The 25,864-nt window shown below is 73.1% G+C and carries 26 protein-coding genes and 1 pseudogene; 15 read left to right on the top strand and 12 right to left on the bottom strand.

Going from position 1 to position 25,864, the window contains the following annotated elements; genetic code table 11:
* Positions 1-30: 30 nt before the first annotated feature.
* Positions 31-735 (bottom strand): NADPH-dependent F420 reductase, encoded by a 705-nt coding sequence (gene npdG, locus OG472_RS15405; RefSeq protein ID WP_383572060.1) that lies wholly within the window; start codon positions 733-735, stop codon positions 31-33.
* 96 nt (positions 736-831) lie between these two features.
* Between npdG and OG472_RS15410 the strand changes: the two genes are divergently transcribed.
* Entirely contained in the window at positions 832-1,437 is a 606-nt protein-coding gene (locus OG472_RS15410; protein WP_405941552.1) for a hypothetical protein, read from the top strand.
* A gap of 112 nt (positions 1,438-1,549) precedes the next feature.
* Here OG472_RS15410 and OG472_RS15415 read toward each other — a convergent pair whose 3' ends face one another.
* On the bottom strand, positions 1,550-1,786 hold the full coding sequence (locus OG472_RS15415; RefSeq protein ID WP_327413666.1) for a hypothetical protein: 237 nt from the start codon (positions 1,784-1,786) through the stop codon (positions 1,550-1,552).
* A 72-nt stretch (positions 1,787-1,858) separates the two neighbouring features.
* Here OG472_RS15415 and map point away from each other — a divergent pair, with 72 nt between their 5' ends.
* Together map and OG472_RS15425 are read left to right on the top strand one after the other, a co-directional pair.
* Positions 1,859-2,716 carry a type I methionyl aminopeptidase gene (gene map / locus OG472_RS15420; RefSeq protein WP_405941553.1) on the top strand — a complete coding sequence of 286 codons (858 nt, stop codon included), beginning with the start codon at positions 1,859-1,861 and terminating at the stop codon, positions 2,714-2,716.
* Between the two features lie 151 nt (positions 2,717-2,867).
* Positions 2,868-3,515, top strand: a complete 648-nt coding sequence (locus OG472_RS15425; protein ID WP_405829890.1) for a heme oxygenase (biliverdin-producing) — start codon at positions 2,868-2,870, stop codon at positions 3,513-3,515.
* Positions 3,516-3,539: 24 nt separating this feature from the next.
* Here OG472_RS15425 and OG472_RS15430 read toward each other — a convergent pair whose 3' ends face one another.
* The 4 genes from OG472_RS15430 to OG472_RS15445 form a co-directional block, all read right to left on the bottom strand.
* Complete coding sequence (locus tag OG472_RS15430; protein WP_401601575.1) at positions 3,540-3,683, bottom strand: hypothetical protein; 144 nt, start codon at positions 3,681-3,683, stop codon at positions 3,540-3,542.
* Between the two features lie 337 nt (positions 3,684-4,020).
* Positions 4,021-4,698, bottom strand: a complete 678-nt coding sequence (locus OG472_RS15435) for a PhzF family phenazine biosynthesis protein (RefSeq protein ID WP_405941554.1) — start codon at positions 4,696-4,698, stop codon at positions 4,021-4,023.
* Between the two features lie 19 nt (positions 4,699-4,717).
* Positions 4,718-6,133: an HtaA domain-containing protein gene (locus OG472_RS15440; protein WP_405941555.1), complete on the bottom strand. Its 1,416-nt coding sequence runs from the start codon at positions 6,131-6,133 to the stop codon at positions 4,718-4,720.
* A gap of 60 nt (positions 6,134-6,193) precedes the next feature.
* Positions 6,194-7,564, bottom strand: a complete 1,371-nt coding sequence (locus tag OG472_RS15445) for an HtaA domain-containing protein (RefSeq protein WP_405941556.1) — start codon at positions 7,562-7,564, stop codon at positions 6,194-6,196.
* A 116-nt stretch (positions 7,565-7,680) separates the two neighbouring features.
* On the opposite strand from OG472_RS15445, the gene OG472_RS15450 reads away from it, so the two are divergent.
* From OG472_RS15450 to efeU, 6 genes are all read left to right on the top strand, one after another.
* Complete coding sequence (locus OG472_RS15450; protein ID WP_405941557.1) at positions 7,681-8,697, top strand: hemin ABC transporter substrate-binding protein; 1,017 nt, start codon at positions 7,681-7,683, stop codon at positions 8,695-8,697.
* Between the two features lie 319 nt (positions 8,698-9,016).
* The gene (locus OG472_RS15455) at positions 9,017-10,090 is read left to right on the top strand and encodes a FecCD family ABC transporter permease (RefSeq protein ID WP_401602471.1); all 1,074 of its coding nucleotides are present in this window, start codon (positions 9,017-9,019) and stop codon (positions 10,088-10,090) included.
* Positions 10,091-10,098: 8 nt separating this feature from the next.
* Complete coding sequence (locus OG472_RS15460) at positions 10,099-10,962, top strand: heme ABC transporter ATP-binding protein (protein WP_405943183.1); 864 nt, start codon at positions 10,099-10,101, stop codon at positions 10,960-10,962.
* A gap of 211 nt (positions 10,963-11,173) precedes the next feature.
* Positions 11,174-12,328: an iron uptake system protein EfeO gene (efeO, locus tag OG472_RS15465; protein WP_383572030.1), complete on the top strand. Its 1,155-nt coding sequence runs from the start codon at positions 11,174-11,176 to the stop codon at positions 12,326-12,328.
* A gap of 35 nt (positions 12,329-12,363) precedes the next feature.
* On the top strand, positions 12,364-13,659 hold the full coding sequence (gene efeB, locus OG472_RS15470) for an iron uptake transporter deferrochelatase/peroxidase subunit (RefSeq protein WP_405829900.1): 1,296 nt from the start codon (positions 12,364-12,366) through the stop codon (positions 13,657-13,659).
* A 34-nt stretch (positions 13,660-13,693) separates the two neighbouring features.
* The gene (gene efeU / locus OG472_RS15475; RefSeq protein ID WP_405829902.1) at positions 13,694-14,542 is read left to right on the top strand and encodes an iron uptake transporter permease EfeU; all 849 of its coding nucleotides are present in this window, start codon (positions 13,694-13,696) and stop codon (positions 14,540-14,542) included.
* A gap of 60 nt (positions 14,543-14,602) precedes the next feature.
* Here the strand turns inward: efeU and OG472_RS15480 are convergent, their stop codons facing one another.
* Together OG472_RS15480 and OG472_RS15485 are read right to left on the bottom strand one after the other, a co-directional pair.
* Positions 14,603-15,172 (bottom strand): GNAT family N-acetyltransferase, encoded by a 570-nt coding sequence (locus OG472_RS15480; protein ID WP_405941558.1) that lies wholly within the window; start codon positions 15,170-15,172, stop codon positions 14,603-14,605.
* Between the two features lie 256 nt (positions 15,173-15,428).
* A complete protein-coding gene (locus tag OG472_RS15485) occupies positions 15,429-16,295 on the bottom strand; it encodes a PhzF family phenazine biosynthesis protein (RefSeq protein WP_405829905.1) in 867 nt (288 codons plus the stop codon).
* 119 nt (positions 16,296-16,414) lie between these two features.
* On the opposite strand from OG472_RS15485, the gene OG472_RS15490 reads away from it, so the two are divergent.
* Positions 16,415-16,708 carry a hypothetical protein gene (locus OG472_RS15490; protein ID WP_401601600.1) on the top strand — a complete coding sequence of 98 codons (294 nt, stop codon included), beginning with the start codon at positions 16,415-16,417 and terminating at the stop codon, positions 16,706-16,708.
* A gap of 40 nt (positions 16,709-16,748) precedes the next feature.
* Here OG472_RS15490 and OG472_RS15495 read toward each other — a convergent pair whose 3' ends face one another.
* On the bottom strand, positions 16,749-17,510 hold the full coding sequence (locus OG472_RS15495) for an SDR family oxidoreductase (protein ID WP_401601602.1): 762 nt from the start codon (positions 17,508-17,510) through the stop codon (positions 16,749-16,751).
* A gap of 108 nt (positions 17,511-17,618) precedes the next feature.
* Here OG472_RS15495 and OG472_RS15500 point away from each other — a divergent pair, with 108 nt between their 5' ends.
* A complete protein-coding gene (locus OG472_RS15500) occupies positions 17,619-18,917 on the top strand; it encodes a Bcr/CflA family multidrug efflux MFS transporter (protein ID WP_405829906.1) in 1,299 nt (432 codons plus the stop codon).
* Between the two features lie 114 nt (positions 18,918-19,031).
* Positions 19,032-20,048, top strand: coding sequence for a small ribosomal subunit Rsm22 family protein (locus OG472_RS15505; RefSeq protein ID WP_405829908.1), 1,017 nt, complete (start codon positions 19,032-19,034; stop codon positions 20,046-20,048).
* On the opposite strand, the pseudogene ddaH reads toward OG472_RS15505, so the two are convergent.
* Positions 20,045-20,899, bottom strand: a pseudogene (gene ddaH, locus OG472_RS15510) (dimethylargininase); the annotation flags it as partial. The gene OG472_RS15505 and the pseudogene ddaH overlap by 4 nt on opposite strands.
* Before the next feature lie 97 nt (positions 20,900-20,996).
* On the opposite strand from ddaH, the gene OG472_RS15515 reads away from it, so the two are divergent.
* A complete protein-coding gene (locus tag OG472_RS15515) occupies positions 20,997-21,608 on the top strand; it encodes a TetR/AcrR family transcriptional regulator (RefSeq protein WP_401601610.1) in 612 nt (203 codons plus the stop codon).
* Positions 21,609-21,778: 170 nt separating this feature from the next.
* Positions 21,779-22,528: a bifunctional DNA primase/polymerase gene (locus OG472_RS15520; RefSeq protein WP_401601612.1), complete on the top strand. Its 750-nt coding sequence runs from the start codon at positions 21,779-21,781 to the stop codon at positions 22,526-22,528.
* Between the two features lie 152 nt (positions 22,529-22,680).
* Here OG472_RS15520 and yaaA read toward each other — a convergent pair whose 3' ends face one another.
* Positions 22,681-23,484: a peroxide stress protein YaaA gene (gene yaaA / locus OG472_RS15525; RefSeq protein ID WP_405829911.1), complete on the bottom strand. Its 804-nt coding sequence runs from the start codon at positions 23,482-23,484 to the stop codon at positions 22,681-22,683.
* Positions 23,485-23,586: 102 nt separating this feature from the next.
* On the opposite strand from yaaA, the gene OG472_RS15530 reads away from it, so the two are divergent.
* Positions 23,587-25,029 (top strand): RNB domain-containing ribonuclease, encoded by a 1,443-nt coding sequence (locus tag OG472_RS15530; protein ID WP_405829913.1) that lies wholly within the window; start codon positions 23,587-23,589, stop codon positions 25,027-25,029.
* Here OG472_RS15530 and OG472_RS15535 read toward each other — a convergent pair.
* Positions 25,026-25,862 carry a hypothetical protein gene (locus OG472_RS15535; RefSeq protein WP_405829915.1) on the bottom strand — a complete coding sequence of 279 codons (837 nt, stop codon included), beginning with the start codon at positions 25,860-25,862 and terminating at the stop codon, positions 25,026-25,028. The genes OG472_RS15530 and OG472_RS15535 overlap by 4 nt on opposite strands.
* Between the last annotated feature and the right edge of the window lie 2 nt (positions 25,863-25,864).

Below are 25,864 nucleotides of genomic sequence, written 5' to 3' on the forward strand. Positions count from 1 at the left end.
CGGGCGTCCGTGCCCGTGGGAATTCGCGGCTCAGACGTCCGTGATGCGCAGGCCCGCGTGGGCCTTGTAGCGGCGGTTGGTGGAGATGAGGTTGGCGACCAGGGATTCGACCTGGTGGGCGTTGCGCAGGCGGCCCGCGAAGACTCCGCGCATGCCGGGGATGCGGGCGGCGAGGGCCTGGACGATGTCCGTGTCGGCGCGGGCCTCGCCGAGGACCATCACGTCGGTGTCGATCTCGTCGATCGACTCGTCCTGGAGCAGGACGGCCGAGAGGTGGTGGAAGGCTGCCGTGACGCGGGAGTCGGGGAGCAGGGCGGCGGCCTGCTGGGCGGCGCTGCCCTCTTCGACCTGGAGGGCGTAGGCGCCCTGCTTGTCGAAGCCCAGCGGGTTGACGCAGTCCACGACGAGCTTGCCCGCGAGGTCCTCGCGCAGGGCTTCGAGGGTCTTCGCGTGGCCCTCCCACGGCACTGCGATGATCACGATGTCGCTGCGGCGCGCGCACTCGGCGTTGTCCGCGCCCTCCACGCCGAGGCCCAGTTCGTCGGCGGCGGTCCGGGCCCGGTCGGCGGCACGGGAGCCGATGATCACCTTCTGGCCGGCCCTGGCGAGGCGGTAAGCGAGGCCCCGGCCCTGGTCGCCGGTGCCGCCGAGGACGCCGACGACGAGGCCGGACACGTCCGGCAGCTCCCACGGGTCCTTGACCGGCGGCTTCTGCGTGCTGTCTGAGGAAGTCATGGGGGCGAGGGTACTGCCGGGTAGGCCACAGTCGAAGGGGAGGGAAGGATCCCGTACTGCTCCCCTATGTCCCTTCCATGCGGCAGGATGCCCGATATGGATGCCGTGAGGGTCGCGCTGCTGCGCGAGGTGCTCGCCGGTACGCAGTGGCCGGGCGCCGCCCGCCGCTTCGCCGGTTCGCTGCGCCGGTCCGTCGTACCGGCCGGCGGGAACCTGCTGCTGGTGGGGACGGAGGGCTACGAGCCCTGGCATCTGGCGGCGCACCTGGTGGACGAGGCCGCATGGTCGGGTCTGCCGGAGCTGGCGCCCACGCTCGTACGCCACCGGGTGCGGCCCGGGGGGCCGCCGCACCTGTCGGTGGGGCTGGGCAGGCTGGCGGCGGCCCGGCGCGGGCACACGCTGCTGGTGGTGGCGCCCGGGGAGCCGGGTGAGGGGCTGCTGGAGCGCGTCCACGAAGCCCGGCGCGCGGGGGCGACCGTACTGTCCCTGGACGGCGGGGATCCGGATCTGGGCACGCTCGCGCACGAGGTGCTGTCGGTGCCGGAGGCCGGCGCCGAACTGGACCTGGACACGGTGCAGCACCTGGTCAGCGCGGCGGCCGGGGAGAACAGCCTGCCGGTGCAGCGCGGGCCGCGCCGCTTCCGGGACCGGCTGGCGCGGCTGGCCGACCAGTTGACCGCGCCGCCGCCCAGCCGCTGGTAGCCGGGACCGCGGGCACCGCCCGGCCGCTGACGTTCCGGGACCGCGGGCACCGCCCGGCCGCTGACGTTCCGGGACCGCGGGCACCGCCCGGGCCGCCGGTGGACCCGGGGCGTCAGGAGGGCGTGCCCTCTTCTTCCTCGCGGGTCTTGTCGTTCCACTTGGGATCGTTCTGCCACTCGAGGTTGCGTTCCTGCGCCGTCTCCATGGCGTGGCCCGCCGCCTCGGGCGTCTCGTACGGGCCGAAACGGTCCTTCGCCGGGCACTCGGGGCCTTCTTCGACCTTGTTGTGGACCAGGCAGTAGTACCACTCGCCCGCTTTGCCCACCTGGCGCTTCTTGAACAGGGCCATCGTTGTCAGGCTCCTCTCGTTACCGCTCTCTGCCGCCATGCTGCCCCATCCCCGCTGGATACACTCGCTTGCATGTCTGGCCAGTCGCTGCTCGTACCAGGCGAGCTTTCCCCCGTCCGTTCCGTTCCCGGAAACATCCGCCGGCCCGAGTACGTGGGCAAGCCCGCGCCCACTCCGTACACCGGACCGGAGGTGCAGACGGCCGAGACCATCGAGGCCATGCGCATCGCCGGCCGGATCGCCGCCCAGGCGATGGAAGAGGCCGCCAAGCTGATCGCGCCGGGGGTGACCACCGACGAGCTCGACCGGGTCGCCCACGCGTACATGTGCGACCACGGCGCCTACCCCTCGACGCTCGGCTACCGCGGTTTCCCGAAGTCGCTGTGCTCCTCCGTGAACGAGGTCATCTGTCACGGCATCCCGGACTCCACCGTCCTGCGCGACGGCGACATCGTGAACCTCGACGTGACCGCGTACATCGGCGGGGTACACGGCGACAACAACGCCACCTACCTGTGCGGGGAGGTGGACGAGGAGTCGAAGCTGCTGGTCGAGCGCACCCGCGAGGCGCTGAACCGCGCCATCAAGGCCGTCAAGCCGGGCCGCCAGATCAACATCATCGGCCGGGTCATCGAGTCGTACGCGAAGCGCTTCGGCTACGGCGTGGTCCGGGACTTCACCGGCCACGGCATCAACTCCTCCTTCCACTCCGGCCTGATCATTCCGCACTACGACAGCCCGCACGCCACGACCGTCATCGAGCCCGGCATGACCTTCACCATCGAGCCGATGCTGACGCTGGGCACCCACGAGTACGACATGTGGGCGGACGGCTGGACCGTCGTCACGAAGGACCGCAAGCGGACCGCGCAGTTCGAGCACACGCTGGTGGTGACGGACGCGGGAGCGGAGATCCTGACCCTGCCGTAGCCGGGTCCCCGCGGGATCCCGGCCGGGTCCCGGGGGCGGATTCTTTTACCGACAAGACGTCGGGAACACATTGACTTAGGCAAGCCTAAGTAGGAGTATCAGGCGTGGCGGCACTGCCGCCACGCCTTTTTCCTCTTCCTGGAGGTCCGCCTTGGACGCCTTCTCTACGGTCATCCGCGTCGCGTCGCACGAGCAGCACACCGAGGCCGAGACGTCGACCTTCATGAGCGACCTGCTCGGCGGACGGCTCGGCGTGGACGCGTACACGCGCTACACCGAACAGCTGTGGTTCGTGTACCGGGCCCTGGAGGATGCGGCCGAGTCCCTCGGGAACGACCCGGTGGCCGGCCCGTTCATCCAGCCCGAGCTGATGCGCGTCGCCGAGATCGAACGCGATCTCGCCCACCTGCTGGGCCCGGACTGGCAGGAGAACGTGGTGGCGCTGCCCGCGACGCAGGCGTACGCCGCCCGCGTGGCCGAGTGCGCGGCCGAGTGGCCGGGCGGATACGTCGCCCACCACTACACCCGCTACCTGGGCGATCTCTCCGGCGGCCAGATCATCCGCGACAAGGCCGAGCGCACCTGGGGCTTCGAGCGCAAGGGCGACGGCGTCCGGTTCTACGTCTTCGCGGACATCTCCAACCCGGCGGCCTTCAAGCGGACCTACCGCGAGCTGCTGGACGCGATCGCCGCGGACGACCTGGAGAAGCAGCGCATCATCGACGAGTGCAAGCGCGCCTTCGACTTCAACGGCGCGGTCTTCCGCGAGCTGGGCGAGGAGTTCCGCCTCAGCGCGTAGCCCCGGCGGCGCCGGCCCCGCGGATCAGCGGAGCCGGCGCAGGGCCTGCGCCTCGGCCCGTTCCACCGACGCCCTGCCGTGCACGTGCACCAGGGCCAGGTGGAACAGGGCCGGGGCCACCGGCGCCCAGCGGTGGATCCGGTCGGGGCGCAGCAGGTAGCGGGTCACCTCGGCCGGGCGGAAGGGGACGCACTCGCCCCGACGAGTCGATGTGCCGCGAGAGCCCCTCGTTGACGGAGGAGTTCCACATGCCCGGCGCCGTACGCACGCGCTCGCTGCGGTGGCTCATGACGAGCAGGTGGTCGGCGGTGACCACGGCGATGTTGCGCCGAAGCTGCACTGCAGGAAGGCCGGGGCGGCCAGCGCTGTTCGGGGTCGAGGCAGCGGGTCCGGGGCGGGTCCCCGTCCGCGGACCGGCGGTCCGGCTGCTGGGCCGCGAGGAAGGTGCAGTAGTCCGTTGCGCACCATTCCCGCCGACCGGCGGCGGCAGCCTAGAGGCAAACGATCACCCCTGGGGGGCGACCGGTGTCACCGCCCGGGCGAAGCGGACGCGGCCGCCGATCTCGACGGTGCCGTCGGGTCCGGGGGCGGTGAGGATCTGGGAGCCGGCGCCCTGGGTGATGTTCAGGGCGCGGTTCAGCTGGGCGGTCAGCAGGATCGCCGCCGAGCCGGTGGCCTCGTCCTCGGCGATGATCCCGTCGGGGCGGCGCGGGAAGCCCCGGGCCCGTACGCGGCCCGCGGTCTCGTCCTCCCAGGCCCAGGCGTAGAGCCAGCCCTCGCCGGGCGGCGGGGCCGGGAGCGCCTCGACCTCGGCGACGGATCCGTACTGTTCGGTGCACTTGCCCTCGACCCACTCGGAGCGGGCCGTGATCCAGGTGAACTCCCCGTCGTCCCGGGCCCATACGGATCCGGCGGGCGGCTGGAGCTCCTCGATGTCCAGCAACCACGCGACCCCGACCAGCGGATGTCCGGCGAAGGACATCCGGGTGCCGGGGGTGCGGATGTCGACGACCCCGCGCTCGGGGTCGTCGACGAACACCGTCTCGCTGTAGCCGAGTTCGGCGGCCAGCGCCTGCCGGGACGCGTCGTCGGGGCAGGTCCGGCCGTCGCGTACGACACCGAGCAGGTTGCCGTACCGGCCGTCACCCGCGCAGAAGACCTTCAGCACGTCGAGATCGTTCACGCGGGAATTCAAGCACGGCTCAGGCCTGGGCCGTGCGCCGCCTGCGCGCGAGGAACATCGCGCCCGCGCCGGCCGCGATCACCGCGCCGGAGGTGGTGAGCAGGGCCACGGCCGGGATCTCGGCGCCGGTGTTGGCGAGGTTGCCGCCGACGGAGCTGCTGCCCACGCCGGCGCCCGTAGCACCGGTGGTGCCCGTACCGCCGGTGGTGCCGGTGGTGCCGCCCGTGGTCGTCGGCAGGGTGGCGTCCTTGTCCACGGCGACGGAGAAGGTGAGCGGGTCGATGGCGTCGCCCGCCTTGTACGGGGAGCCGGTGGTGTCGTTGGCGAAGGCCGCCGCACCCTCGGCGGTGAAGGCGGCCGGGACGGCGTTCAGGGCGAGCACGCCGTTCTTGGTCTTGTAGTCGGTCTTCGACAGGTCGAGCGTGGCGAAGGGGACGGCCGTCTTGCTGCCGGAGGCGTTCTTGACGTCCAGGTACAGGGTGCCGGTCTTGCCGGTGGCGTCGACGCGGGGGTTGGCGAAGGTCATGTCGAGGCCGTGGGCCGCGTACTGGAAGCGGAGGTTGCCCTCGAAGGAGGCGTTCAGCTTCTGCTTCTTGACGTCCAGCTCGCCCTTGCCGAAGGCGAAGTCGTACAGGTCGCCGTTCTTGGCGGCCCCGCCGGCCGGGGTGATCGAGCCTGCGCCCAGCACGTACCTGCGGAAGGACTCCTTCACGCCCCACGTCAGCTTGCCGCCGAGGACCTTCTGCACGCCGTCGGCCGGAGCGGTGGGCTGCGGGGCGGTGGGCGTGGGCTGCGGGGCGGTGGGGGTGGGCTTCGTGGGGGTGGGCTCCGGGTCCGGGGTGGGCTGCTTGAAGTCCAGCTTCGCGGTGAGCGGGTCGCCCGCCTTGTCCTCGTAGCCCGGCGAACCGAGCGCGTCGGCCGCCTCCTTGGTGAGGGTGGTCGCCAGGTTGGTCATCGCCTGGCCGGCGAAGGCCACCTTGGCCAGCGGCACGTCCTGGGTCGTCGTACCGGCCTTGGTGACGTCCGCGGTGAGCTTCTTGGTGCCGGTGTCGATACGGATGTCCGAGAGCTTGACCTCGAAGCCGTGGCCGGTCGGCGGGGCGGGCGAGGAGAAGGTGACGCTGCCCTTGAAGGCCGCCTTCACCACGTGGCCGCCGGCCGGGTCGTACTGCCCGGTCGGCTCGACGAAGCGCAGCGTGCCGTCCTCGTTCTGCCTGGCGCCGTCCGCCACGGTGATGGTGCCCTTGGCCATGCCGGTCACGTAGGTGCGGTAGCTCGCGAGCACGCCCCAGTCGAGGGAGCCGCCGATGATCTCCACCGGCGCGGTCGGGGGGCCGCCCGCCGCGGTGGCGGGCAGGGCGAAGGCGGTGGAGCCGAGCGCGGCGGCGGTGAGAACGGCGGCCGCGAGGGAGACCGGACGGCGGATGGACGACATGGCGGGGTACTCCCGGGAGGCAAGAAGAGGGAAGGGGGAAGGAGGCGGCGGAGGGCGGAGCTACTCGGCGGCCGTACGCCGCTTGCGGACCACCAGGAAGGCGCCGCCGCCGGCCAGGACCAGTACGGCCACGGCCAGGGCGATGAACAGCCCGGTGCCGGAGGACTGCCCGGCCTTCGCGGCGGGGGCGGGCTCGGCGGCCGGCGACGCGGGCGCGGGCGGGGCCGTGGAGCCCAGGTCGGGCAGCGCCGGCAGCTTCGCGGCGGCGTCGAGGGCGACGGCGAGCGAGACGGGATCCATCTCCGTGCCCGCCTTGTACATGGAGTTGAAGGCCTGTGATCCGCCCTCGGTGAGGACGGCCGGCGCTTCGGTCAGGGTGGCCAGCCCGCCCTCGGCCTTCAGGCCCTTGGCGTCGAACTCCACCAGCGGGACGGCGTTCTTCGTCTCGCCGCCGGTGGTCACGTCCGCGGACAGAACGCCCTTGCCGTTCTCCACCTTGACGCTCACCTTGCCGAGCTGGAGGTCCAGATGGGCGCCGGTGAACCGGACGGTGCCGGCGAAGGCCGCGTCGAGCGTGCCCTTCCCGCCGTCGTACGCGCCCTTGCCCTGCGGGAAGCGGAACAGCGCGCCGCCGTCCTGGGCACCCTCGGCGAGGGTCCACTTGCCCTGGCCGACCGAGCCGGTGACGTACTCGCGGAAGGTGCGGCGCACCCCCCAGTCGACGGCGGCGTCGGCGAAGGCGCCCTGCGCCTGCGGGGTCTGCGCCGTGGCGCCCGGCTGCGGGGTCGCCGACGGCGAGGGCTCCGCGGCCGGGGCGGACTTCACGTCGGCGGAGAGCGAGACGGGGTCGAGCTGTGTGCCGGCCGCGTAGTAGCCGGCGAAGGCCTGGGCGCCCTGCGCGGTGAGGGTGGCCGGGATGTTCGTCAGCGTCAGCGGGCTGGCGCCGCCCTTCATGTTGACGCCTCCGAGGCCGAGCGTGGCGAAGGGCACCTGGGACTGGTTGCTGACCGCGCCGGTGTCCTTGGCCTTGCTGGAGACGTCCACGTACAGGGTGCCGCTGCCTCCGCCGATCTTGACGGTGGGGTTGCTGACGGTCATGTCCAACTCGTGGACCCCGTCGGGCTTCTGGTGTCCCTGGAAGGTCACCCCGCCCGAGTAGGAGGCTTCGAAGGTGCCGGAGCCCGGATCGTAGGAGCCGGCCGCCGAGTGGAACCGGAACAGACTGCCGCCGACCGTGGCGGCCCCGCTCTTCAGCTTGAAACCGCCTTTTGCAACCGGGCCGGTGACATAACTCTGGAAAGACGATTTGATACCCCAGTCGAGCCGACCCCCCTGAACGGTGCCCGCGTGGGCGGCGGCTGCCGGGAGCAGGGCGCCCAGCAGGGCCGCCAACAGCGTGACGGCGAACGCGCGGACGGGTCTGGCGGACATGAATGGCCCCTCCTGGGTCTGGCTAAGCAAGGTTAGGCTAACCTAAGCTACTCACGGCCGGGTTCGTAACCCCCCGGTCCCCAGAACCTCAGTCGGACGATCAGGACGGTGCCTTCGTGCCTACGCCCGCCGCGTCACACCGCATTCCCCGTCTCGCAGTCGCCGTGGCAGCACTGGCACTCGCGCTGACGGGCTGCGGAGGTACGGCCACCACCCCTGGCCCATCCGCCCCCGGCGCAGCCGCCGTCCCGGACCGGGTGGAACCACTCGATCCGGCGCCGCAGCCCGCACTGCCGGTGACGGTGCCCTCGGCCGACGGCGTCCAGGTCACCATCACCTCCGCGGACCGCGTCGTCCCGCTGACCGGCAGCCTCAACGAGATCGTCCACACCCTCGGCCTCGGCAGGCAGGTCGTCGCCCGGGACATCACCGCCACCTTCGAACAGGCCGCGGACCTGCCGGTGGTGACACGTGGCCACGACGTCTCCGCCGAGAGCGTCCTGTCCCTCCGCCCGACCCTCGTCATCGCGGAGACCACCAGCGGCCCCGCGGAAGCGGTCCAGCAGATCCGCGACGCCGGCATACCCGTCCTCGTCGTCGCCCCGGCCAAGTCCCTGGACGACGTACCGAAGCGCATCGACACGGTCGCCGCCGCCCTGGGCGTCAAGGACGCGGGCACCCGGCTGACCCAGCGCACCGCCGACCGGATCACCGCAGCCCGCAAGGACGTTCCGGCCACTTCCGGGAAGAAGCCCCGGGTGGCCTTCCTCTACCTCCGCGGCACCGCCTCCGTCTACCTCCTGGGCGGCTCGGACTCCGGCGCCGCCTCCCTGCTGGAAGCGGCCGGCGCGGTCGACACCGGCAAGGAGTCCGGCCTCGGCAAGGACTTCACCCCGATCACCAGCGAGGCCCTCGCGGCCGCCGCCCCCGACGCGATCCTGGTCATGGCCAAGGGCCTCGAATCGGTCGGCGGCATCGACGGCCTGGTGAAGATCCCGGGCGTCGCCCAGACCCCGGCCGGCATGGACCGCCGAGTGGTCACGGTCGACGACGGCGTCCTCCTCAACTACGGCCCCCGCACCGACCAGGTGCTGTCCTCCCTGGTGACCCAGCTCTACGGCAAGGCCGCCTGAAGTGCCCCTCCACGACCCCACCAGTGGCCTCGCCGGCCAGAACGCAGCATCCACCGAGGCGGCAACGCCCGACACCGCCCCGCCCGCAGGAGCCAGGCGTGTGCCGGGGCGCTCCCCGCAGGGCGTCGAACGCAACGGGGCTCGGCCCTCCGACCCCCCGACACGTTCGGCGCCCGAGGAGACGCCCCGGCGCGCGCCCGGCCCCACCCCTCCCACAGGCCCCGGCACGGACACGGCCAAAGCCACCCCGGCCAAGCGGCGCAGCCAACCCGTGCCCGGCCCCGGCGGCACCACCGTCTCGGCCGCCCGAGGCCCGGCCCTGCCGGAGCCGCCCGGCCTCACCCGCACCGCCCCCGCCGAGCCGCGCGGCCGAAAGGCCTACCTGCTCACCGCGGCCCTGGTCGCGGCCCTGCTCCTCCTCGCCCTGCTCTCCGCAGGAGTCGGCGCATACCGCATCCCCACCGCCGACGTACTCGCCTCCGTCCGGCACCACATCGGCCTCGGCGGAACCCCCCTCGACCGCGTCGGCGAGAGCGTGCTGTGGAACGTACGCCTCCCCCGCGTCGTCCTCGCGCTGCTCGTCGGCGCCAGCCTCGGCTGCGCCGGCGCGCTCATGCAGGGCGTCTTCGGCAACCCCCTCGCCGAGCCCGGCGTCATCGGCATCTCGGCCGGCGCCGCCGTCGGCGCAGTCGCCGCCATCGGCCTCGGCCTCAGCTTCCTCGGCAACTGGACGATCACCGTCTGCGCGTTCATCGCGGGCCTGATCACCGTCAGCTCCGTCTACCTCCTCTCCCGCAACGGCGGGAAGACCGAGGTCGTCACGCTCATCCTCACCGGCATCGCCGTGAACGCCTTCGCCGGCGCCCTCATCGGCCTGTTCGTCTTCTTCGCGGACAGCGGCCAGGTCAACCAGATCACCTTCTGGCAGCTCGGCTCCCTCGCCCAGGCCACCTGGCCCAAGGTGCTCGCCGTCCTGCCCTGCGCCCTCGCCGGTCTGCTGATCGCCCCCTTCTACGCCCGCCGCCTCGACCTGCTCTCCCTCGGCGAACGCCCGGCCCGCCACCTCGGCATCGACGTCGAGCGGCTGCGCCTCTCCCTCATCCTGGTCGTCGCCCTGCTGACCGCCGCCGCCGTGGCCGTCGCCGGGGTCATCACCTTCATCGGACTGCTCGTCCCCCACCTGCTGCGCATGGCCAACGGACCCGGCCACCGCTTCCTCGTCCCCGGCAGCGCGCTCGCCGGAGCCGTGGTCCTCGTCGCGGGCGACCTGGCCGCCCGCACCCTCGCCCAGCCCGCCGAGCTGCCGCTCGGTGTGCTGACCGCCCTGATCGGCAGCCCGTTCTTCTTCTGGCTGCTGCGCCGCACCCGCCGCAAGCAAGGAGGCTGGGCGTGACCAGCAGGCTGATCGGGCTGCTCGCCCGGAACAAGCGCACCATCCCGCCCCGCCCCGCCCCCGGCGCGCCCCTCGCCGAGATCGTGGACCTGCACGTCCGCCTCGGCGGGCGCGAGGTCCTCTCGGGCATCGACCTGACCGCCCGGTCCGGCGAGGTACTGGCGCTGGTCGGCCCCAACGGCGCCGGCAAGTCCACCCTGCTGGCCGCACTCGCCGCCGACCTTCCCGCCGCTTCCGGCGAGGTCCGGATCGACGGCCGCCCGGTGGGCGACTGGAGCACCCCGGATCTGGCGCTGCGCCGCTCCGTACTCCCCCAGTCGGCCGCACTGTCCTTCCCTTTTCCTGTGGCGGACGTCGTACGGATGGGCCGCGCCCCCTGGGCGGGCACGCTCCTGGCCGAGGCCGACGAGGAGGCGGTGGCCACCGCGATGGCCGCCACCGAGGTGACGGAGTTCGCCGCCCGCCCGTTCTCGGCCCTCTCCGGCGGCGAGCGGGCCCGGGTCGCACTGGCCCGCGTACTGGCCCAGCGGGCCCCGCTGCTGCTGCTCGACGAGCCCACCGCCGCGCTCGACCTGCGCCACCAGGAGCTCGTGCTGCGGATCTGCCGGGAGCGGGCCGCGGCCGGGGACGCGGTGGTCGTCGTCCTGCACGACCTGGGCCTGGCCGCCGCCTACGCGGACCGGGCCGCCGTCCTGCACGACGGCCGGATCGCCGCGGCGGGCCCGCCGGCCGAGGTGTTCGAGGACGCCTTGCTCAGCCGGGTCTACCGGCAGCCGGTCGAGGTGCTTCCGCACCCGCGCACCGGGGCCCCGCTGGTGGTCCCCGTACGCACGGCGGAGCCTTCCGCGATGCGGAACGAACAGCCGGCCTGAGCCCGGCTTGACCTCGGCTTGACCTGGCCATGGGGTGCCCGTGGAGCGTCCGTGACGGGTCCGTGTCCAGCCGCCGCGCCGCGCCGGAAGGTGAGAGCTGAATCACTGGACGCGTGGGCATGACTCAGGTAAGCCTCGGTTAAGTTAGGTCCGCCTCACCGGCCTCTCCCCCTTGGGACGGCCCGATTCGTCCGACGCCCAGGAGCCCACCATGCGCCCCGCCCGCCTCACCGTCATCGCCGCCGCCTCCGTCGCGGCCGCCCTGACCGCCGTCACCGGCTGCTCCCAGAAGAGCGACGCGGGTGGCGACGACGTGATCAAGGTTGCGGCCTCCGACAGCGCCTGCGACGTGTCGAAGACGGAGTTCCCGTCGGGCAAGGTGCAGATCGACGTCGAGAACAAGGGCTCGAAGGTCACCGAGGTCTACGTCCTCTTCCCGGACGCTCGCATCGTGACCGAGCGCGAGAACATCGGCCCCGGCACCAAGGCCTCCATCACCGCCGAGATCAAGGCGGGCGACTACGAGATCGTCTGCAAGCCCGGCATGAAGGGCGACGGCATCAAGCAGAAGGTCAAGGCCACCGGCAAGGGCTCCGCCGAGGAGAAGCGCAGCCCCGAGGCGGACGCCGCCGTCGCCGCGTACCGCGCGTACGTGGTCAAGCAGGCCGAGGAGACCCTCCCCAAGGCGCAGGCCTTCGCCGACGCCGTCAAGGCCGGCGACATCGAGACCGCGAAGAAGCTGTACGCCCCGTCCCGCATCGGCTGGGAGCGCACCGAGCCGGTCGCCGAGTCCTTCGGTGACATCGACCCGAAGGTCGACGTGCGTGAGGACGGTCTGGAGGCCGGCCAGGACCCGGCGAAGGACTGGACGGGCTGGCACCGCCTGGAGAAGTCCCTGTGGGCCGACAACAAGATCGACGACAACGACAAGAAGCTCGCCGACACCCTGATCGCGGACCTGACCGACTGGCAGAAGAAGGTCGGCACGGCGGAGATCACCCCCAGCTCGATCGCGAACGGCGCCAAGGAGCTCCTCGACGAGGTCGCCACCGGCAAGGTCACGGGCGAGGAGGAGCGTTACTCCCACACCGACCTGGTCGACTTCAAGGCGAACGTCGAGGGCGCCCAGGAGGCCTTCGAGGTCCTGAAGCCGATCGTCTCGAAGTCCGACCCGGAGCTCGCCAAGCAGCTGGAGACCCAGTTCGCGGCGATGACGGTGCTGCTGGACAAGTACCGCACGGACAAGGCCTCCTACGAGTTCACCTCGTACGAGAAGCTCGGCGACGCGGAGAAGAAGGAGCTCTCCGACGCGGTCAGCGCCCTCGGTGAGCCGCTGTCCAAGCTCGCCGCCGCGGTCACGAAGTAAGTCCCGAGCAGAGTCGAAGGAGGCGGGAGACCACGATGAGCGAGTCGCAGTCGGAGTCGGCGGCGCAGCCGCAGCCGGAACAGCAGGCGGTCAGCGAATCCCCGGTGGCGCCCTCGCGGCGTTCCGTCCTGGGCTGGGGCGGGGCCGGGCTCGCGCTCGGCGCCGCCGCGGCCGGCGGCGCGGTGGCGGCCTTCGGCGGCGGGTCGGACATGGTCTCGGCCGCCGCGGCCGGGGGCGCCGTGCCGTTCCACGGCGAGCACCAGGCCGGTATCGCCAGCGCCGTGCAGGACCGTCTGCACTTCGCGGCCTTCGACGTGAAGACGAAGAGCCGCGAGGAGCTGATCAAGCTCCTGAAGGACTGGACCGAGGCGGCCCGCCGCATGACGGCCGGTCTGCCGGTCGGCGAGGGCGGCTTCGGCGGTCTCCCGGAGGCCCCGCCGGACGACACGGGCGAGGCGCTGGGCCTGAAGGCCTCCCGCCTCACCCTGACCATCGGTTTCGGACCGGGCCTGTTCGCCAAGGACCGGTTCGGGCTGGAGGGCAAGCGCCCCGAGGCGCTGGTCGACCTGGAGCTGTTCCCCGGCGACAACCTGGACCCGGCCCGCTCCGGCGGCGACATCTGCGTCCAGGCCTGCGCCGACGACCCGCAGGTCGCCGTGCACGCCATCCGCCAGCTCGCCCGCATCGGCTTCGGCAAGACCGCGGTGCGCTGGTCCCAGCTGGGCTTCGGCAAGACCTCGTCGACCACGCCCGAAGAGCAGACCCCGCGCAACATGATGGGCTTCAAGGACGGCACCCGGAACATCTCGGGCACCGACAAGGCGGCCCTGGAGAAGCACGTGTGGGTCGGCGCGGGCGACGGCAGCGACTGGATGACCGGCGGCTCCTACCTGGTGGCCCGGCGGATCCGGATGAACATCGAGATCTGGGACCGCACCCCCCTGGGCGAGCAGGAGGACATCTTCGGCCGCGACAAGGGCGAGGGCGCCCCCGTCGGCAAGTCCAAGGAGCGCGACGAGCCCTTCCTGAAGGCCATGAAGCCGGAGGCGCACGTCCGCCTCGCGCACCCGGACACCAACAACGGTGCGACGATCCTGCGCCGCGGCTACTCCTTCACCGACGGCACGGACGGTCTCGGCCGCCTCGACGCGGGCCTGTTCTTCCTCGCCTACCAGCGCGACGTCCGCAAGGGCTTCGTCCCGATCCAGCGCAACCTGGCGAAGTCCGACGTCCTCAACGAGTACATCCAGCACGTGGGTTCGGCGATATTCGCCGTCCCGCCGGGCGTTCGCGACAAGGACGACTGGTGGGGCCGGACGCTGTTCGCGTAGTCCCCGTCGTAGAGCCTGGAGAGGAACCACCGCCGTGTTCGGCAACTATCTGATCGGCCTGCGCGAGGGGCTGGAGGCCAGCCTGGTCGTCTGCATCCTCGTCGCGTACCTGGTGAAGACCGAGCGCCGGGACGCCCTGCGTCCCGTGTGGCTCGGCATCGGGATCGCCTGCGCGCTCTCGCTCGCCTTCGGCGCGATGCTCGAATTCGGCAGCCAGGAGCTGACCTTCGAGGCGCAGGAGCTCCTCGGCGGCAGCCTCTCCATCATCTCGGTGGGCCTGGTGACCTGGATGGTCTTCTGGATGAAGCGCACCGCGCGGCACCTGAAGGCCGAGCTGCACGGCAAGCTCGACACGGCGCTCGCCATGGGCACCGGCGCGCTGGTCGCCACCGCCTTCCTGGCCGTCGGCCGCGAAGGCCTGGAGACCGCGCTGTTCGTGTGGACGTCGGTACGGGCCAGCGGCGAAGGCTCCTCGGCCCCGCTGATCGGCGTGCTGCTGGGCATCGCCACGGCGATCGTGCTGGGCTGGCTCTTCTACCGGGGCGCGCTGAAGATCAATCTGGCGAAGTTCTTCAAGTGGACCGGCGCCATGCTGGTGGTCGTGGCCGCGGGCGTGCTCGCGTACGGGGTCCACGACCTGCAGGAGGCCCGCTTCCTGGGCGGCCTGGGCGACAAGGCCTTCGACATCAGCGCGACGATCCCGCCGGACAGCTGGTACGGGACCCTGCTCAAGGGCGTCTTCAACTTCCAGCCGGACCCCACCGTCCTGCAGCTGACGGTGTGGACGCTGTACCTGGTCCCCGTGCTGGTGCTGTTCCTCGTCGACCGCAGCCGCCCGGCGAGCCGGAAGCCGCAGCCCGCGGACGCCGCGCCGGCCGGCTGACGCCCTGCGCACGACCTCGTGAACGGCCGGCAGGCTGTGGTGAGGGGCCCGGCGGCCCGCTCACCACAGCCTGTCGGCGTGTCCGGGGTGGAGCGGTACGCGGACCCCGGTGAAGGCCGCGCGGTCCCGGCCCGGGTCGTCCGTGAAGAAGGCCGCCAGCACCACCTTGTCGAAGCCGGGGGCGTCGGTGGCGAGCGGCTCCGGGTCGCCGGGGGCGTCGCCCAGCAGCACCGTGCCGGGCAGCTGCGCGAAGCCGGCCGCCTCGTAGAACGGCGCGAGCGGGCGGTCGCAGCTGAACAGCGCGAGGTCCACGGCCCGGTCCGCCGCGAGCTCGGCGCGGGCCGCCGTCACCAGGCGGGCCCCGTATCCCCGTCCGCGCAGCGCGGGCCGGGTCACGACCGAGCTCAGCCCGGCCGCCCGGTAGGTCCGCCCCGCGAGCCGGACCTCCTTGAACAGCAGCGCCAGCGAGGCGGCCACGGTGCCGTCGGGGGCCAGCAGGAGCAGGGCCCGCGGAGCCAGGGCCGGATCGTGCCCCGGCTCGGCCCCCGGCCACGCCGCGTCCTCCAACCCGGCCACCTCCCGGGCCAGCCCTGCAGGCAGCTCCGCCTCCCTGAAACCAACCACCCTCACGACTCCTCCTCCCAACTCAACTGCCGCGCCCCTGCGGGGCCTACCACTCCGGACCCGCCCCGCGGCTCCGCTGCCAGGGGCTCCGCCCCCGGACCCCCGCGCCTCAAACGCCGGCAAATCCAGCCTCTCCGGCGTTTGAGGAGCGGGGTCTGGGGCGGAGCCCCAGCAGCGGAGCCACGGCTGCAGGTCTGGGGCGGAGCCCCGGTGGCGGCGGCACGCGGGCACGTCACCGGGGCGGGCGGGCCCGGGGGCGGGCTCACGGGATGCGGACGCCCTCGCCGCCGACCCTGACCCGGGGGTCACCCGCACGCAGTTCGACCGTGAGCACCCCCGGGCGCCCCATGTCCTCGCCCTGGTGGAGGGTGAGCACGGCGTCCGCCGGGACCAGCCCGAGCTCCCGGACGTACGCGCCGAACGCGGCCGCGGCGGCCCCCGTGGCGGGGTCCTCGACGACGCCGCCGACCGGGAAGGGGTTCCGTACGTGGAACTCCGCGGGGCCCGCCCGGTGCACCAGCTGGACCGTGGTGAGGTCCAGGCGCCGCATCAGGGCCTCCAGCCGGGCGAAGTCGTAGGCGAGGTCCGCGAGCCGGGCCCGGGTGGCGGCGCCGAGCACGAGGTGGCGGGCTCCGGCGTAGGCGATCCGGGGCGGGAACGCCGGGTCCAGGTCCCCCACCTGCCAGTCCAGCGCGGCCAGAGCCTCGGCGAGGTCGGTCGCGCCGATCTCCTCGATGTGCGGCTCGACGCTGGTCAGCGTGGCCCGCAGCCGCCCGCCGTCCTCGGCGGTGACGGACACGGGCACGGTGCCCGCCCGCGTCGCGAGGAGCAGCTCTCCCGGCCCGATCCGCTCCGACAGTGCCACGGCCGTGGCCACGGTGGCGTGCCCGCAGAAGGGGACCTCCGCCTTCGGGCTGAAGTACCGCACGGTGAAGGACCGGCCCGCGGGGCCTTCGAGTCCCTCGGGCGGGGCGGTCAGGAAGGCCGTCTCGCTGTACCCCAGCCGGGCGGCGATCGCGAGCATCGCCGCGTCGTCCAGCCCGGCCGCGTCGAGTACGACCCCGGCGGGGTTGCCGCCTTCGGGGTCGTGGGAGAAGGCGGTGTAGCGCAGTACCTCGGTAACGGTCATGCGTCCATGATCGTCCGGAGTGCCGTGCGGGGTCCAGGGCTTTCGTGCCGGGCGGGATGGACGACCCGCGACGGGGTACGCGCAGGGCGACCGGCACGCACCGCGAGAACGGGACGACGATGACCGAGCACCCTGACGAGGCCGCCGTGGAGGCCGCCCACGAGCCGCACGACCCGGCCCCGGGAGAGCGCGCCGCCGTCGACCGGGTCCGCGCCGAGGCGGTCGGGATGGGGCACCACCAGGCGGAGGCCGCGCTGGAGGCGGCGCGCGCGGAGGGCGCCGACCCGGCCGTCGTCGCCGAGTGGGAGCGCATCGAGGAGCACCTGGCCGCGCACCGGGGCCCGTACGCCCCGGACGCGGACCCGTTCGTCCAGGGCCTGCTCACGGCCCGCACACGGCACGGGAGCGACTAGGTCCGGTCCGGAGCCGGGATCCGGGGCCGCAAGGCCCCCGCTACCCCCGCCCGATGTAAGGCATCGACGTCGCCATCACCGTCGCGAACTGCACGTTGGCCTCCAGCGGGAGCTCCGCCATGTGCAGGACCGTGCGGGCCACGTCCGCGGCGTCCATCACCGGTTCCACGGCGAGCTGGCCGTTGGCCTGGAGGATGCCGGTCTGCATCCGCTCGGTCATCTCGGTCGCCGCGTTGCCGATGTCGATCTGGCCGCAGGCGATCCGATACGGACGCCCGTCCAGCGACAGGGACTTCGTCAGGCCCGTCATCGCGTGCTTGGTGGCGGTGTAGGCGATGGAGTGCGGGCGCGGCACGTGCGCCGAGATGGAGCCGTTGTTGATGATGCGGCCGCCCTGCGGGTCCTGCTGCTTCATCTGGCGGTAGGCGGCCTGTGCGCACAGGAAGGCGCCGGTCAGGTTGACGTCCACGACCGAGCGCCAGGCCTCGTAGGTGATGTCCTCCAGTGGGACCCCGCCGGGCCCGAAGGTGCCCGCGTTGTTGAAGAGCAGGTCGAGGCGCCCGTACCGGGCCCGCACTGACTCGAACAGCGCAGTCACGTCGTCCGGATGGCTCACGTCCGCCCGTACGCACAGCACGTCGGCTTCGGCGCCGGCCGCGGCGGCGGTCTCCTCCAGCGGCTCGGTCCGGCGGCCCGCCACGGCCACGGACCAGCCCGCCGCCGCCAGGGTCAGCGCCACCGAGCGGCCGATGCCGGAGCCGGCGCCGGTCACCAGGGCGATCTTCTTCGTACTTTCGTCCATGGGGCCGCAGGGTACGTCACACGGCGGCCCGGTCCCCGGACGTTCCGATTGCTGAGAGCATGGGTCGGTCAGGGGTGCGTAAAGCAGATGAGAAGACTGGAGTTCCGCATGTCGGAGAGAGGCCCCGCGACGGCCGCCTCGCACGACTCGTCGCCCGAATCGCCCTCCGCCCCCGCCACGACGACGCCCCTGGCGGCAGCACGCCGCACGGGCCTGCTCGTCACCTTCATACTCGGCGGGCTCACCGCCCTCCCCCCGCTGTCCATGGACATGTACCTGCCGGCCCTGCCGCAGGTCACCGATGCCCTGAACAGCCCCGCCGCGACCATCCAGCTCACCCTCACGGCCTGCCTCGCCGGCATGGCACTGGGCCAGCTCGTCATCGGCCCGATGAGCGACCAGTGGGGCCGCCGCCGGCCCCTGCTCGCCGGCATGGTCGTCTACGTCCTGGCCACCGCGATCTGCGCCCTCGCGCCGACCGCCGAGCTGCTCATCTCCTTCCGGCTGCTCCAGGGCCTGGCCGGCGCCGCCGCGATCGTCATCGCACGCGCCGTCGTACGCGACCTGTACGACGGGGACGAGATGGCCCGCTTCTTCTCCACCCTGATGCTCATATCCGGGGCCGCCCCGATCATCGCCCCGCTCATCGGCGGCCAGGTGCTGCGCTTCGCCGACTGGCGGGGCGTCTTCGTCATCCTCACCGGCGTCGGCACGGTCCTCACCGTGACGGTCTGGCGCAGCCTCGGCGAGACCCTGCCGCCCGACCGGCGGCACACCGGCGGCGTCGGCTCCGCCCTGCGGACCATGCGCGGACTGCTCGGCGACCGCGTCTTCACCGGCTACACCCTGACCGGCGGCTTCGCCTTCGCCGCCCTCTTCTCGTACATCTCCGCCTCCCCCTTCGTGGTGCAGGAGATCTACGGGGCCTCGCCCCAGGCCTTCGCCCTGCTCTTCGGCCTCAACTCCGTCGGCCTGATCCTCGCCGGCCAGATCAACGGCAAGCTGCTGGTCGGCCGGGTCAGCCTGGACAAGGTCCTGGCCGTCGGACTCGGGACCGTGCTGGCCGCCACGGTGGCCCTGCTGCTGATGTCGACGGGTGTGTTCGGGGAGGTCGGGCTGACCCCGATCGCCGCCGCGCTGTTCGTCCTCATGTCGGCGATGGGCGTGGTCCTGCCGAACACCAACGCGCAGGCCCTGATGCGCACCCCGCACGCGGCCGGATCAGCCTCCGCGCTGCTCGGCACGTCCTCCTTCCTGATCGGCGCGATCGCCTCGCCGCTGGTGGGGATCGCGGGCGAGGACACGGCCGTACCGATGGCCGTGGTGCAACTGGTGTGCGCCGTCCTGGCGCTGAGTGCCTTCCTGGGCCTCTGCCGCCCGTGGCGGTCCAGCCCCGTCGGCGTGTGACACGCGGGGCCCGGGGCGGAGTCCCGGGCCCCGCGCCCGTCGGCGTGTGAGGCGTGGGGTCCGGGGCGGAGCCCGGCTGGGCGGGGCGTCACGGTCGCGACATAAACTTCGCAGGTGAACGCCTCCGCCCCCACCACCGCCGAGACCCTTCGCAGCGCGCTCGGCGGGCTGCTCGACGGACTCCCGCCGAAGCAGGCCGCGGCCGCCGTCGAGCGGCTCATCGCCAGCTACCGGGGGCAGACCCCGACCGACGCGCCCGTACTGCGCGACCGCTCCGACGTGGCGGCTTATGCGGCGTACCGGATGCCGGCCACCTTCGAGGCCGTACGGGCCGCCCTGGACGGGCTGGCCGAGGCGGCGCCGGGCTGGGCGCCGGGCTCGCACGTGGACGTGGGCGGCGGCACGGGCGCCGCGACCTGGGCGGTGGACGCCACCTGGGACGGCCCGCGGGAGACCACGGTGCTGGACTGGGCGGATCCGGCACTGAAGCTCGGCCAGGAGCTGGCGCGGGCCTCCGCCTCGCCCGTGCTCCGCGCGGCGCACTGGCGGCGGGCCGTCATCGGCTCCGGGCTGTCCCTGCCCGACGCCGACCTGGTGACGGTCTCGTACGTACTGGGCGAGCTGACCCCGCAGGCCCGTACGGCGGTCGTCGCCGAGGCGGCGCGGGCCGGGCAGGCGGTGGTGCTGATCGAGCCGGGCACGCCGGAGGGCTACCTGCGCATCCGCGAGGCCCGCGACCAGCTGATCGCCGCCGGGCTGCGGGTCGCCGCCCCGTGCCCGCACGGCGGGACCTGTCCGATCGAGGTCGGCCAGGACTGGTGCCACTTCTCGGCGCGGGTCAGCCGGTCCTCCCTGCACCGGAAGGTCAAGGGCGGCTCGCTCCCGTACGAGGACGAGAAGTTCAGCTACGTCGCCGCGACCCGCTTCCCGGTGGAGCCGGCCGCCTTCCGGATCACGCGCAAGCCGCAGATCCGGAAGGGGCTCGTCCAGCTGGAACTGTGCGGCCCGCAGGAGGGCGAGGGGGCGGGCCTGACCCGGGTCAACGTGACCAAGCGCCACGGTGACCTCTACAAGGCGGCGCGGGACGCCGACTGGGGCCAGGCCTGGCCGCCGCCCTCCCGGGAGGGCTAGGGGCGCAGCTCCTGCGTGCAGCACTTCACGCTGCCGCCGCCCTTGAGCAGTTCGCCCAGGTCCATCGGGACCGGCTCGAACCCCCGGTCCCGCAGCGGCGCCAGCAGCCCGGTGGCCGCCTGCGGGAGCAGCACGTGCCGGCCGTCGGACACCGCGTTCAGGCCGAGGGCGGCCGCGTCCCGGCCGTCCGCGATCAGGGCGTCCGGGAAGAGGCGTCTGAGCACGCCCTGGCTGCCGGGGGAGAAGGCGTCCGGGTAGTACATGATCTCGTCGCCGTCGAGGACGCTGAGCGCCGTGTCCAGGTGGTAGTAGCGCGGGTCCACCAGGTCGAGGCCGATGACGGGGCGGCCGAAGAACTCCTGGGCCTCGTCGTGCGAGAGGGGGCTGGAGCGGAAGCCCCGGCCGGCCAGGATGTAGGTGGCCGTGACCGCGAAGTCGCCCTCGCCCTCGTTGACGTGGGACGGCTCGTGGACGTCCTGGTAGCCGTGGCTGCGGAACCAGTCGAGGTGGATCTCGGCCTCGGCGGCCCGTTCCGGGTAGGCGAACCGGGCACCGAGCACCCGGCCGTCGACGACCAGGGCCCCGTTCGCCGCAAAGACCATGTCGGGCAGGCCGGGCTCGGGGATGAGGGTCTCGACGGTGTGGCCGAGGGCGCGGTAGCGGTCCCTCAGGTCTTCCCACTGGGCGTGTGCGAGGGGCAGGTCCACCGGTTTCGTGGGATCCATCCACGGGTTGATGGAGTACGTGACCTTGAAGTGTGCGGGTGGGCACATCAGGTAGCGCCGGGGTGTGGCGTCTCTGCGCAAAGAAGGCTCCTCACGACTTTCACGACTCGGGACGAGTACGGAAGAGAATCGTCTCTCCTCCCGCTGGACGACACAGTGAACTGACCGGGTGGTTTACGCAACCATAGGAAGACGAGACGTCTCGCTTTGATAGCTTCGGGGCATGACCAAGACCCCTGACGCCACCCGCCGCAGCGACCGCTCCCGGCGCGCCATCCTCGACGCCGCGCTCACCCTCGTCGGGGAGGTCGGCTACAACAAGCTGACCATCGAGGCCATCGCCGCCCGCGCGGGCGTCGGCAAGCAGACCATCTACCGCTGGTGGCCGTCGAAGGCCGCCGTCCTCCTCGACGCCTCGCTGGCCCTCGCCGGCGACGCGGAGACCGAGGGCGGGTGGACCGGCTTCCCCGACACCGGGGACCTCGCCGCCGACCTGAAGTCCGTGCTGCGGGCCACGGTCGACGAGTTCAACGACGAGAAGTACGACGCCCCCGCGCGCGCCCTGACGGCGGCCGGGGCCACCGACCCCGAGCTCGGCGCCCGCTTCACCGAGCAGCTGCTGGAGCCGCAGCTCGCCCTGTACGAGGCCCGGTTGAAGACGGCCCGGGAGGCCGGCCTGCTCGCGCCGGACACCGATCTGCGGCTGACGGTGGAGATGCTCCTCGGGCCGCTGACGTACCGCTGGCTCATGCGCACCGCACCCCTGACGCACGCTTACACCGACGCCCTGGTGGACCGGGTGCTCGGCGGGGTGGCCAACGTCACCGCCCGCTAGCCGGCCGGGAACCGGCGGCCAGCAGAGACCATTTGCCCTGATCCTGGGGATATGTGGGGGTTGCCGGTCACCCCTCCCCGGCCCCCCGGTCGTCAAGAGCGGTCACCCGGGGCGCAGGATGGTGGGACGATGTGAAGGTCCGCCGGGGATACGGTGAGGTGAGGGGATAGATGGGGTCTGAGTCCGGCCGCGTCAAACGCGGCCAGCAGAGCAGGATTTCCCAGTGGCTGCGCCGGCGGCAGAAACCCACCGCCGAGGACCCCGCACGAGAGCGCGAGGCGCTCCTCCTGGCCGTCGCCGCCGCCGGTCTGCCGCTCGCCCCCGCCGCCCATCCCACCGGCTACCGATGTTCGTGCGACCGGATCGGCTGTCCGACGCCCGCACGGCACCCCATCTCCTTCGCCTGGCAGACCCAGTCGACCACCGACCGCGCCCAGGTCGAACGCTGGGCGCGCAACCAGCCCCAGGCCAACTTCATCACCGCGACCGGCATGGTCCACGACGTGCTGGACGTCCCGCTGGAAGCCGGCACCGCCGCACTGGCCCGCCTGCTCGAAGCCGGCATCGAGGTCGGCCCCGTCGCCGAGTCCGGCGGCACCGGCGAGCAGGCCCGGATGCTCTTCTTCACCGCCACCCGCGGCACCCCCGAGGACGAGGACGAGTGGTGGCCGTGCGAACTGGACTGCCACCCCGAGACGATGGACGAACACCCCGGCCTGCGCTGGCACTGCCGCGGCAGCTACGTCCTGGTCCCGCCGGCGGCCCTCCCCGGTGACCTGGCGGTGACCTGGCTGCGCGGCATGGAGCACCCCCTGCCGGACCCGCTCACCCTCCTCGAAACCCTGACGGACGCCTGCGCCGCTTACGCGGGTACCGCCGATCGCCTCCCGGCCACGGTCGCCTGGCCCCTGGGCCACTAGCCCCGGCGGCGCCGCCCGGCTCTCCGGGGCTCCGCCCCAGGCCGGGCGCGACGCGGCTGCGCAAGCGTCCCGGGCTGCGCCCGGCCTCCTGGGGCTCCGCCCCAGACCCCGCGCCTCAAACGCCGGCGGGGCTGGATGTTCGAGGCGGCGGGTCAGTGGTGGATCTGGGTGACCACCACGTCGAGGGACCACGCCTTGCCCGGCTTCGCAGGGGCCTCGGCCTCGACCACGTAGCCCAGGTCCCGCAGGGCCGTCACCAGCTCCGCCGGCGACGCGGGGGCGGATCCCGCGAGCAGGAGGTCCCGCACGAGGCGACCCTTCGTCGCCTTGTTGAAGTGGCTCACCACCGACCGCTTCTCCACGCCGTCCACCACCTGCGAGTGCAGCACCCGCACGGTCGCCGTCCGCCCCGCGACCTCGCCCTTCGGCTTCCACGCGGCCGCGTACGCCGAAGACCGCAGGTCCAGGACCAGCCCCTGCCCCGCCGCCTCGGGCATGACGGAGGCCATCGGCCCCCGCCAGTACGCGCCGAGCGCGCCCAGCCCCGGCAGCTTCACGCCCATCGAGCAGCGGTACGAGGGGATCCGGTCGGTGATCCGCACCGCGCCCCACAGCCCCGAGAAGACGAGCAGCGCGTCCTGCGCGCGCCCCCGGGCCTCCGCGGGCAGGTCGGCCAGACCCAGCGCGTCGTACAGCACGCCCGTGTAGATCTCCCCCGCCGGCCGGGCCGCCGCGGACCGCAGGTCCACGTTCTTCGCGACCTCGCCCCGCAGGCCCTCGCTCAGCCCCAGCACCTCGCGCGCCTTCGGCTCGTCCGCCGCGCACAGCTCGACCAGTTCCTCCAGCACCGCCGCACGCGCCGGGGCCAGACCGGGCAGGGACAGCGACTCCGGCTTCAGCGGTGCGCCGGAGCCGCCGGCGGCCTTTCCTTCAGACGGCGGCAGCAGCACGAGCACGGTGGTTCTCCTTCAATACGACACGGCGCAGGGGATGCGGCCCCCCGGCCAGGGTAGACGGCTCGCCGTGCCGTCCGGGCCGCCCGACCATAGGCTCGGTCCATGCCACGCCGTCAGATGCACATGACCGGCGCAGACGGGGCTGCTCTGCGGGCCGCGCTGCGTGAACTGCGGACGGAGCTGGGGGTGCCCTCGGAGTTCCCGGCGGCGGTCCTCGCCGAGGCCGAGGGCGCGGCCGCGCACCCCCGCCTCCCGGACCTGGACAGCACCGACATCCCCTTCTTCACCATCGACCCCCCGTCCTCCGTCGACCTCGACCAGGCCATGCACCTGGCGAAGCGCTCCTCCGGCGGCTACCGCGTCCACTACGCCATCTCCGACGTCGCCGCCTTCGTCACCCCCGGCGGTCCGCTCGACGCGGAGGTCCACCGCCGCGTCACCACCCTCTACTTCCCCGACGGGAGGGTGCCGCTGCACCCGGCCGTGCTCTCGGAGGACGCGGCCAGCCTGCTGCCCGACCGGACCCGCCCCGCGCTGCTGTGGCGCTTCGACCTGGACTCCGACGGCCGTGTGGAGACCGTCGACGTGCGGCGCGCCCTCGTCCGCAGCCGGGCCAAGCTCGACTACGACGGCGTCCAGAAGGCCATCGACACCGGCACGGCCGAGGAGCCGCTCGCCCTGCTGGAGGACGTCGGCCGGCTCCGTGAGGCCCTGGAACAGGAGCGCGGCGGCATCTCGCTCAACGTGCCCGAGCAGGAGGTCGCCGAGCACGACGGCACGTACTCCCTGGCCTACCGCGCCCCGCTCCCCGCGGACGGCTGGAACGCGCAGATCTCCCTGATGACCGGCATGGCCTCGGCCGATCTGATGCTGGCCACCGGCACGGGCGTCCTGCGTACGCTGCCCAGCGCCCCCGACGGCGCCGTCGGCAAGCTCCGCCGGGCGGCGAAGGCCCTGCGGATCGACTGGCCCCACCACGTCCCGTACGCCGAACTCGTGCGCTCCCTCGATCCGCACCGCCCCGCCCACGCCGCCTTCCTCCAGGAGTGCACGGCCCTGCTGCGGGGCGCCGGCTACACCGTCTTCACCGGCGGCGAGACCCCCGACCCGGCGATCCACTCCGCGGTGGCGGCCCCGTACGCCCACTGCACCGCGCCGCTGCGCCGGCTCGCCGACCGGTACGCCGGCGAGCTGTGCGTGGCGGCGGTCGCCGGGGCCGAACCCCCGCAGTGGGCGGTGGCGGCCCTGGACGCGCTCCCCCGGGAGATGGCGGAGGGCACCCGGCTGGCGAACACGGTCGAGCGGGAGTCCGTGGACCTCGTCGAGGCGGCCGTGCTCAAGGACCGCGTCGGCGAGACCTTCGAGGCCACGGTCATCGACGTCGACGACCGGGAGCCGCTGGCCGGCACCGTCCACCTGGAGGAGCCGGCGGTCGTCGGACGCGTCGAGTCCGCCACGCGGCCGCTCCCGCTGGGCGACCGCATCCGGGTCCGGCTGACGCAGGCCGACCCGGGCACGTCGAAGATCCTCTTCGCGCCCGTCTAGGAGGTGGCGGGCTGTCGGCGCAGGGCGGTGACCAGCGCGCGCGGGTCGTCGGCGTGGAAGCGGACGGTCCGGGCCTCGGCCGTGGCGCCGAGCGGGCGGGTGAAGGGGAGGGGCCGGTTCAGCTCCAGGGTCACCGTGGTCTGGCTGCCGACGATCAGGTCGAGCACCCCGTCCTCGGACAGCGTGACCAGCCGGCCCTCGGGGTAACGGCGCTCCACCCGTACCGAGGCCACCGCGTCCGGCGGTACGGCGAGGTCGAAGAGGGCGCCGTAGCGGATCAGCAGGGACCCGTCCGGGCGGACCACGTGCGGCCGGGTCACGCAGGCGGCGTGCAGGGCGAGCACGATCAGGATCCCGTACACGTCGAGCACGAGCACCACCCGGTGGACCACCGGCCAGGGGATGAGGAAGGCCAGCGCCACCGTCTCGACCACCGACACGAAGAGCATCCCGTACATCATGGCCGTCTGCGGTCCGGTGTACGCGGCGGCGAGGTCACCGGGGCGCACCCCGTGCCGCCTGCGCACGATCCACCTCCCGAGAGCGGCGAGGGCGTGCAGCTCGTGCCGCAGCAGCCTCCGGACCTGGACCGGGACCACGGCCCGCACGGCCTCCCGGCCGGCCTGGCCGCGGGCGGCGCCGCGGGCGCGTGCGGCGCAGTAGAGCCCGCGCAGCACCCAGGCCTCCAGCAGGACCACCCCGAGGACGAGGACCTCCGCGGCGGCCAGTGCCCACCCCGGCGGCCGGACCCCGGCCGCCAGGCACACCACGAGCCCCAGCTCCGCCGGTATGACGGCGGTGACGCCGATCCGCGCCGCGCGCATCGCACGCATCC

Origin of the sequence: Streptomyces sp. NBC_00207 (assembly GCF_045160965.1) — a bacterium.
Lineage (GTDB): Bacteria > Actinomycetota > Actinomycetes > Streptomycetales > Streptomycetaceae > Streptomyces.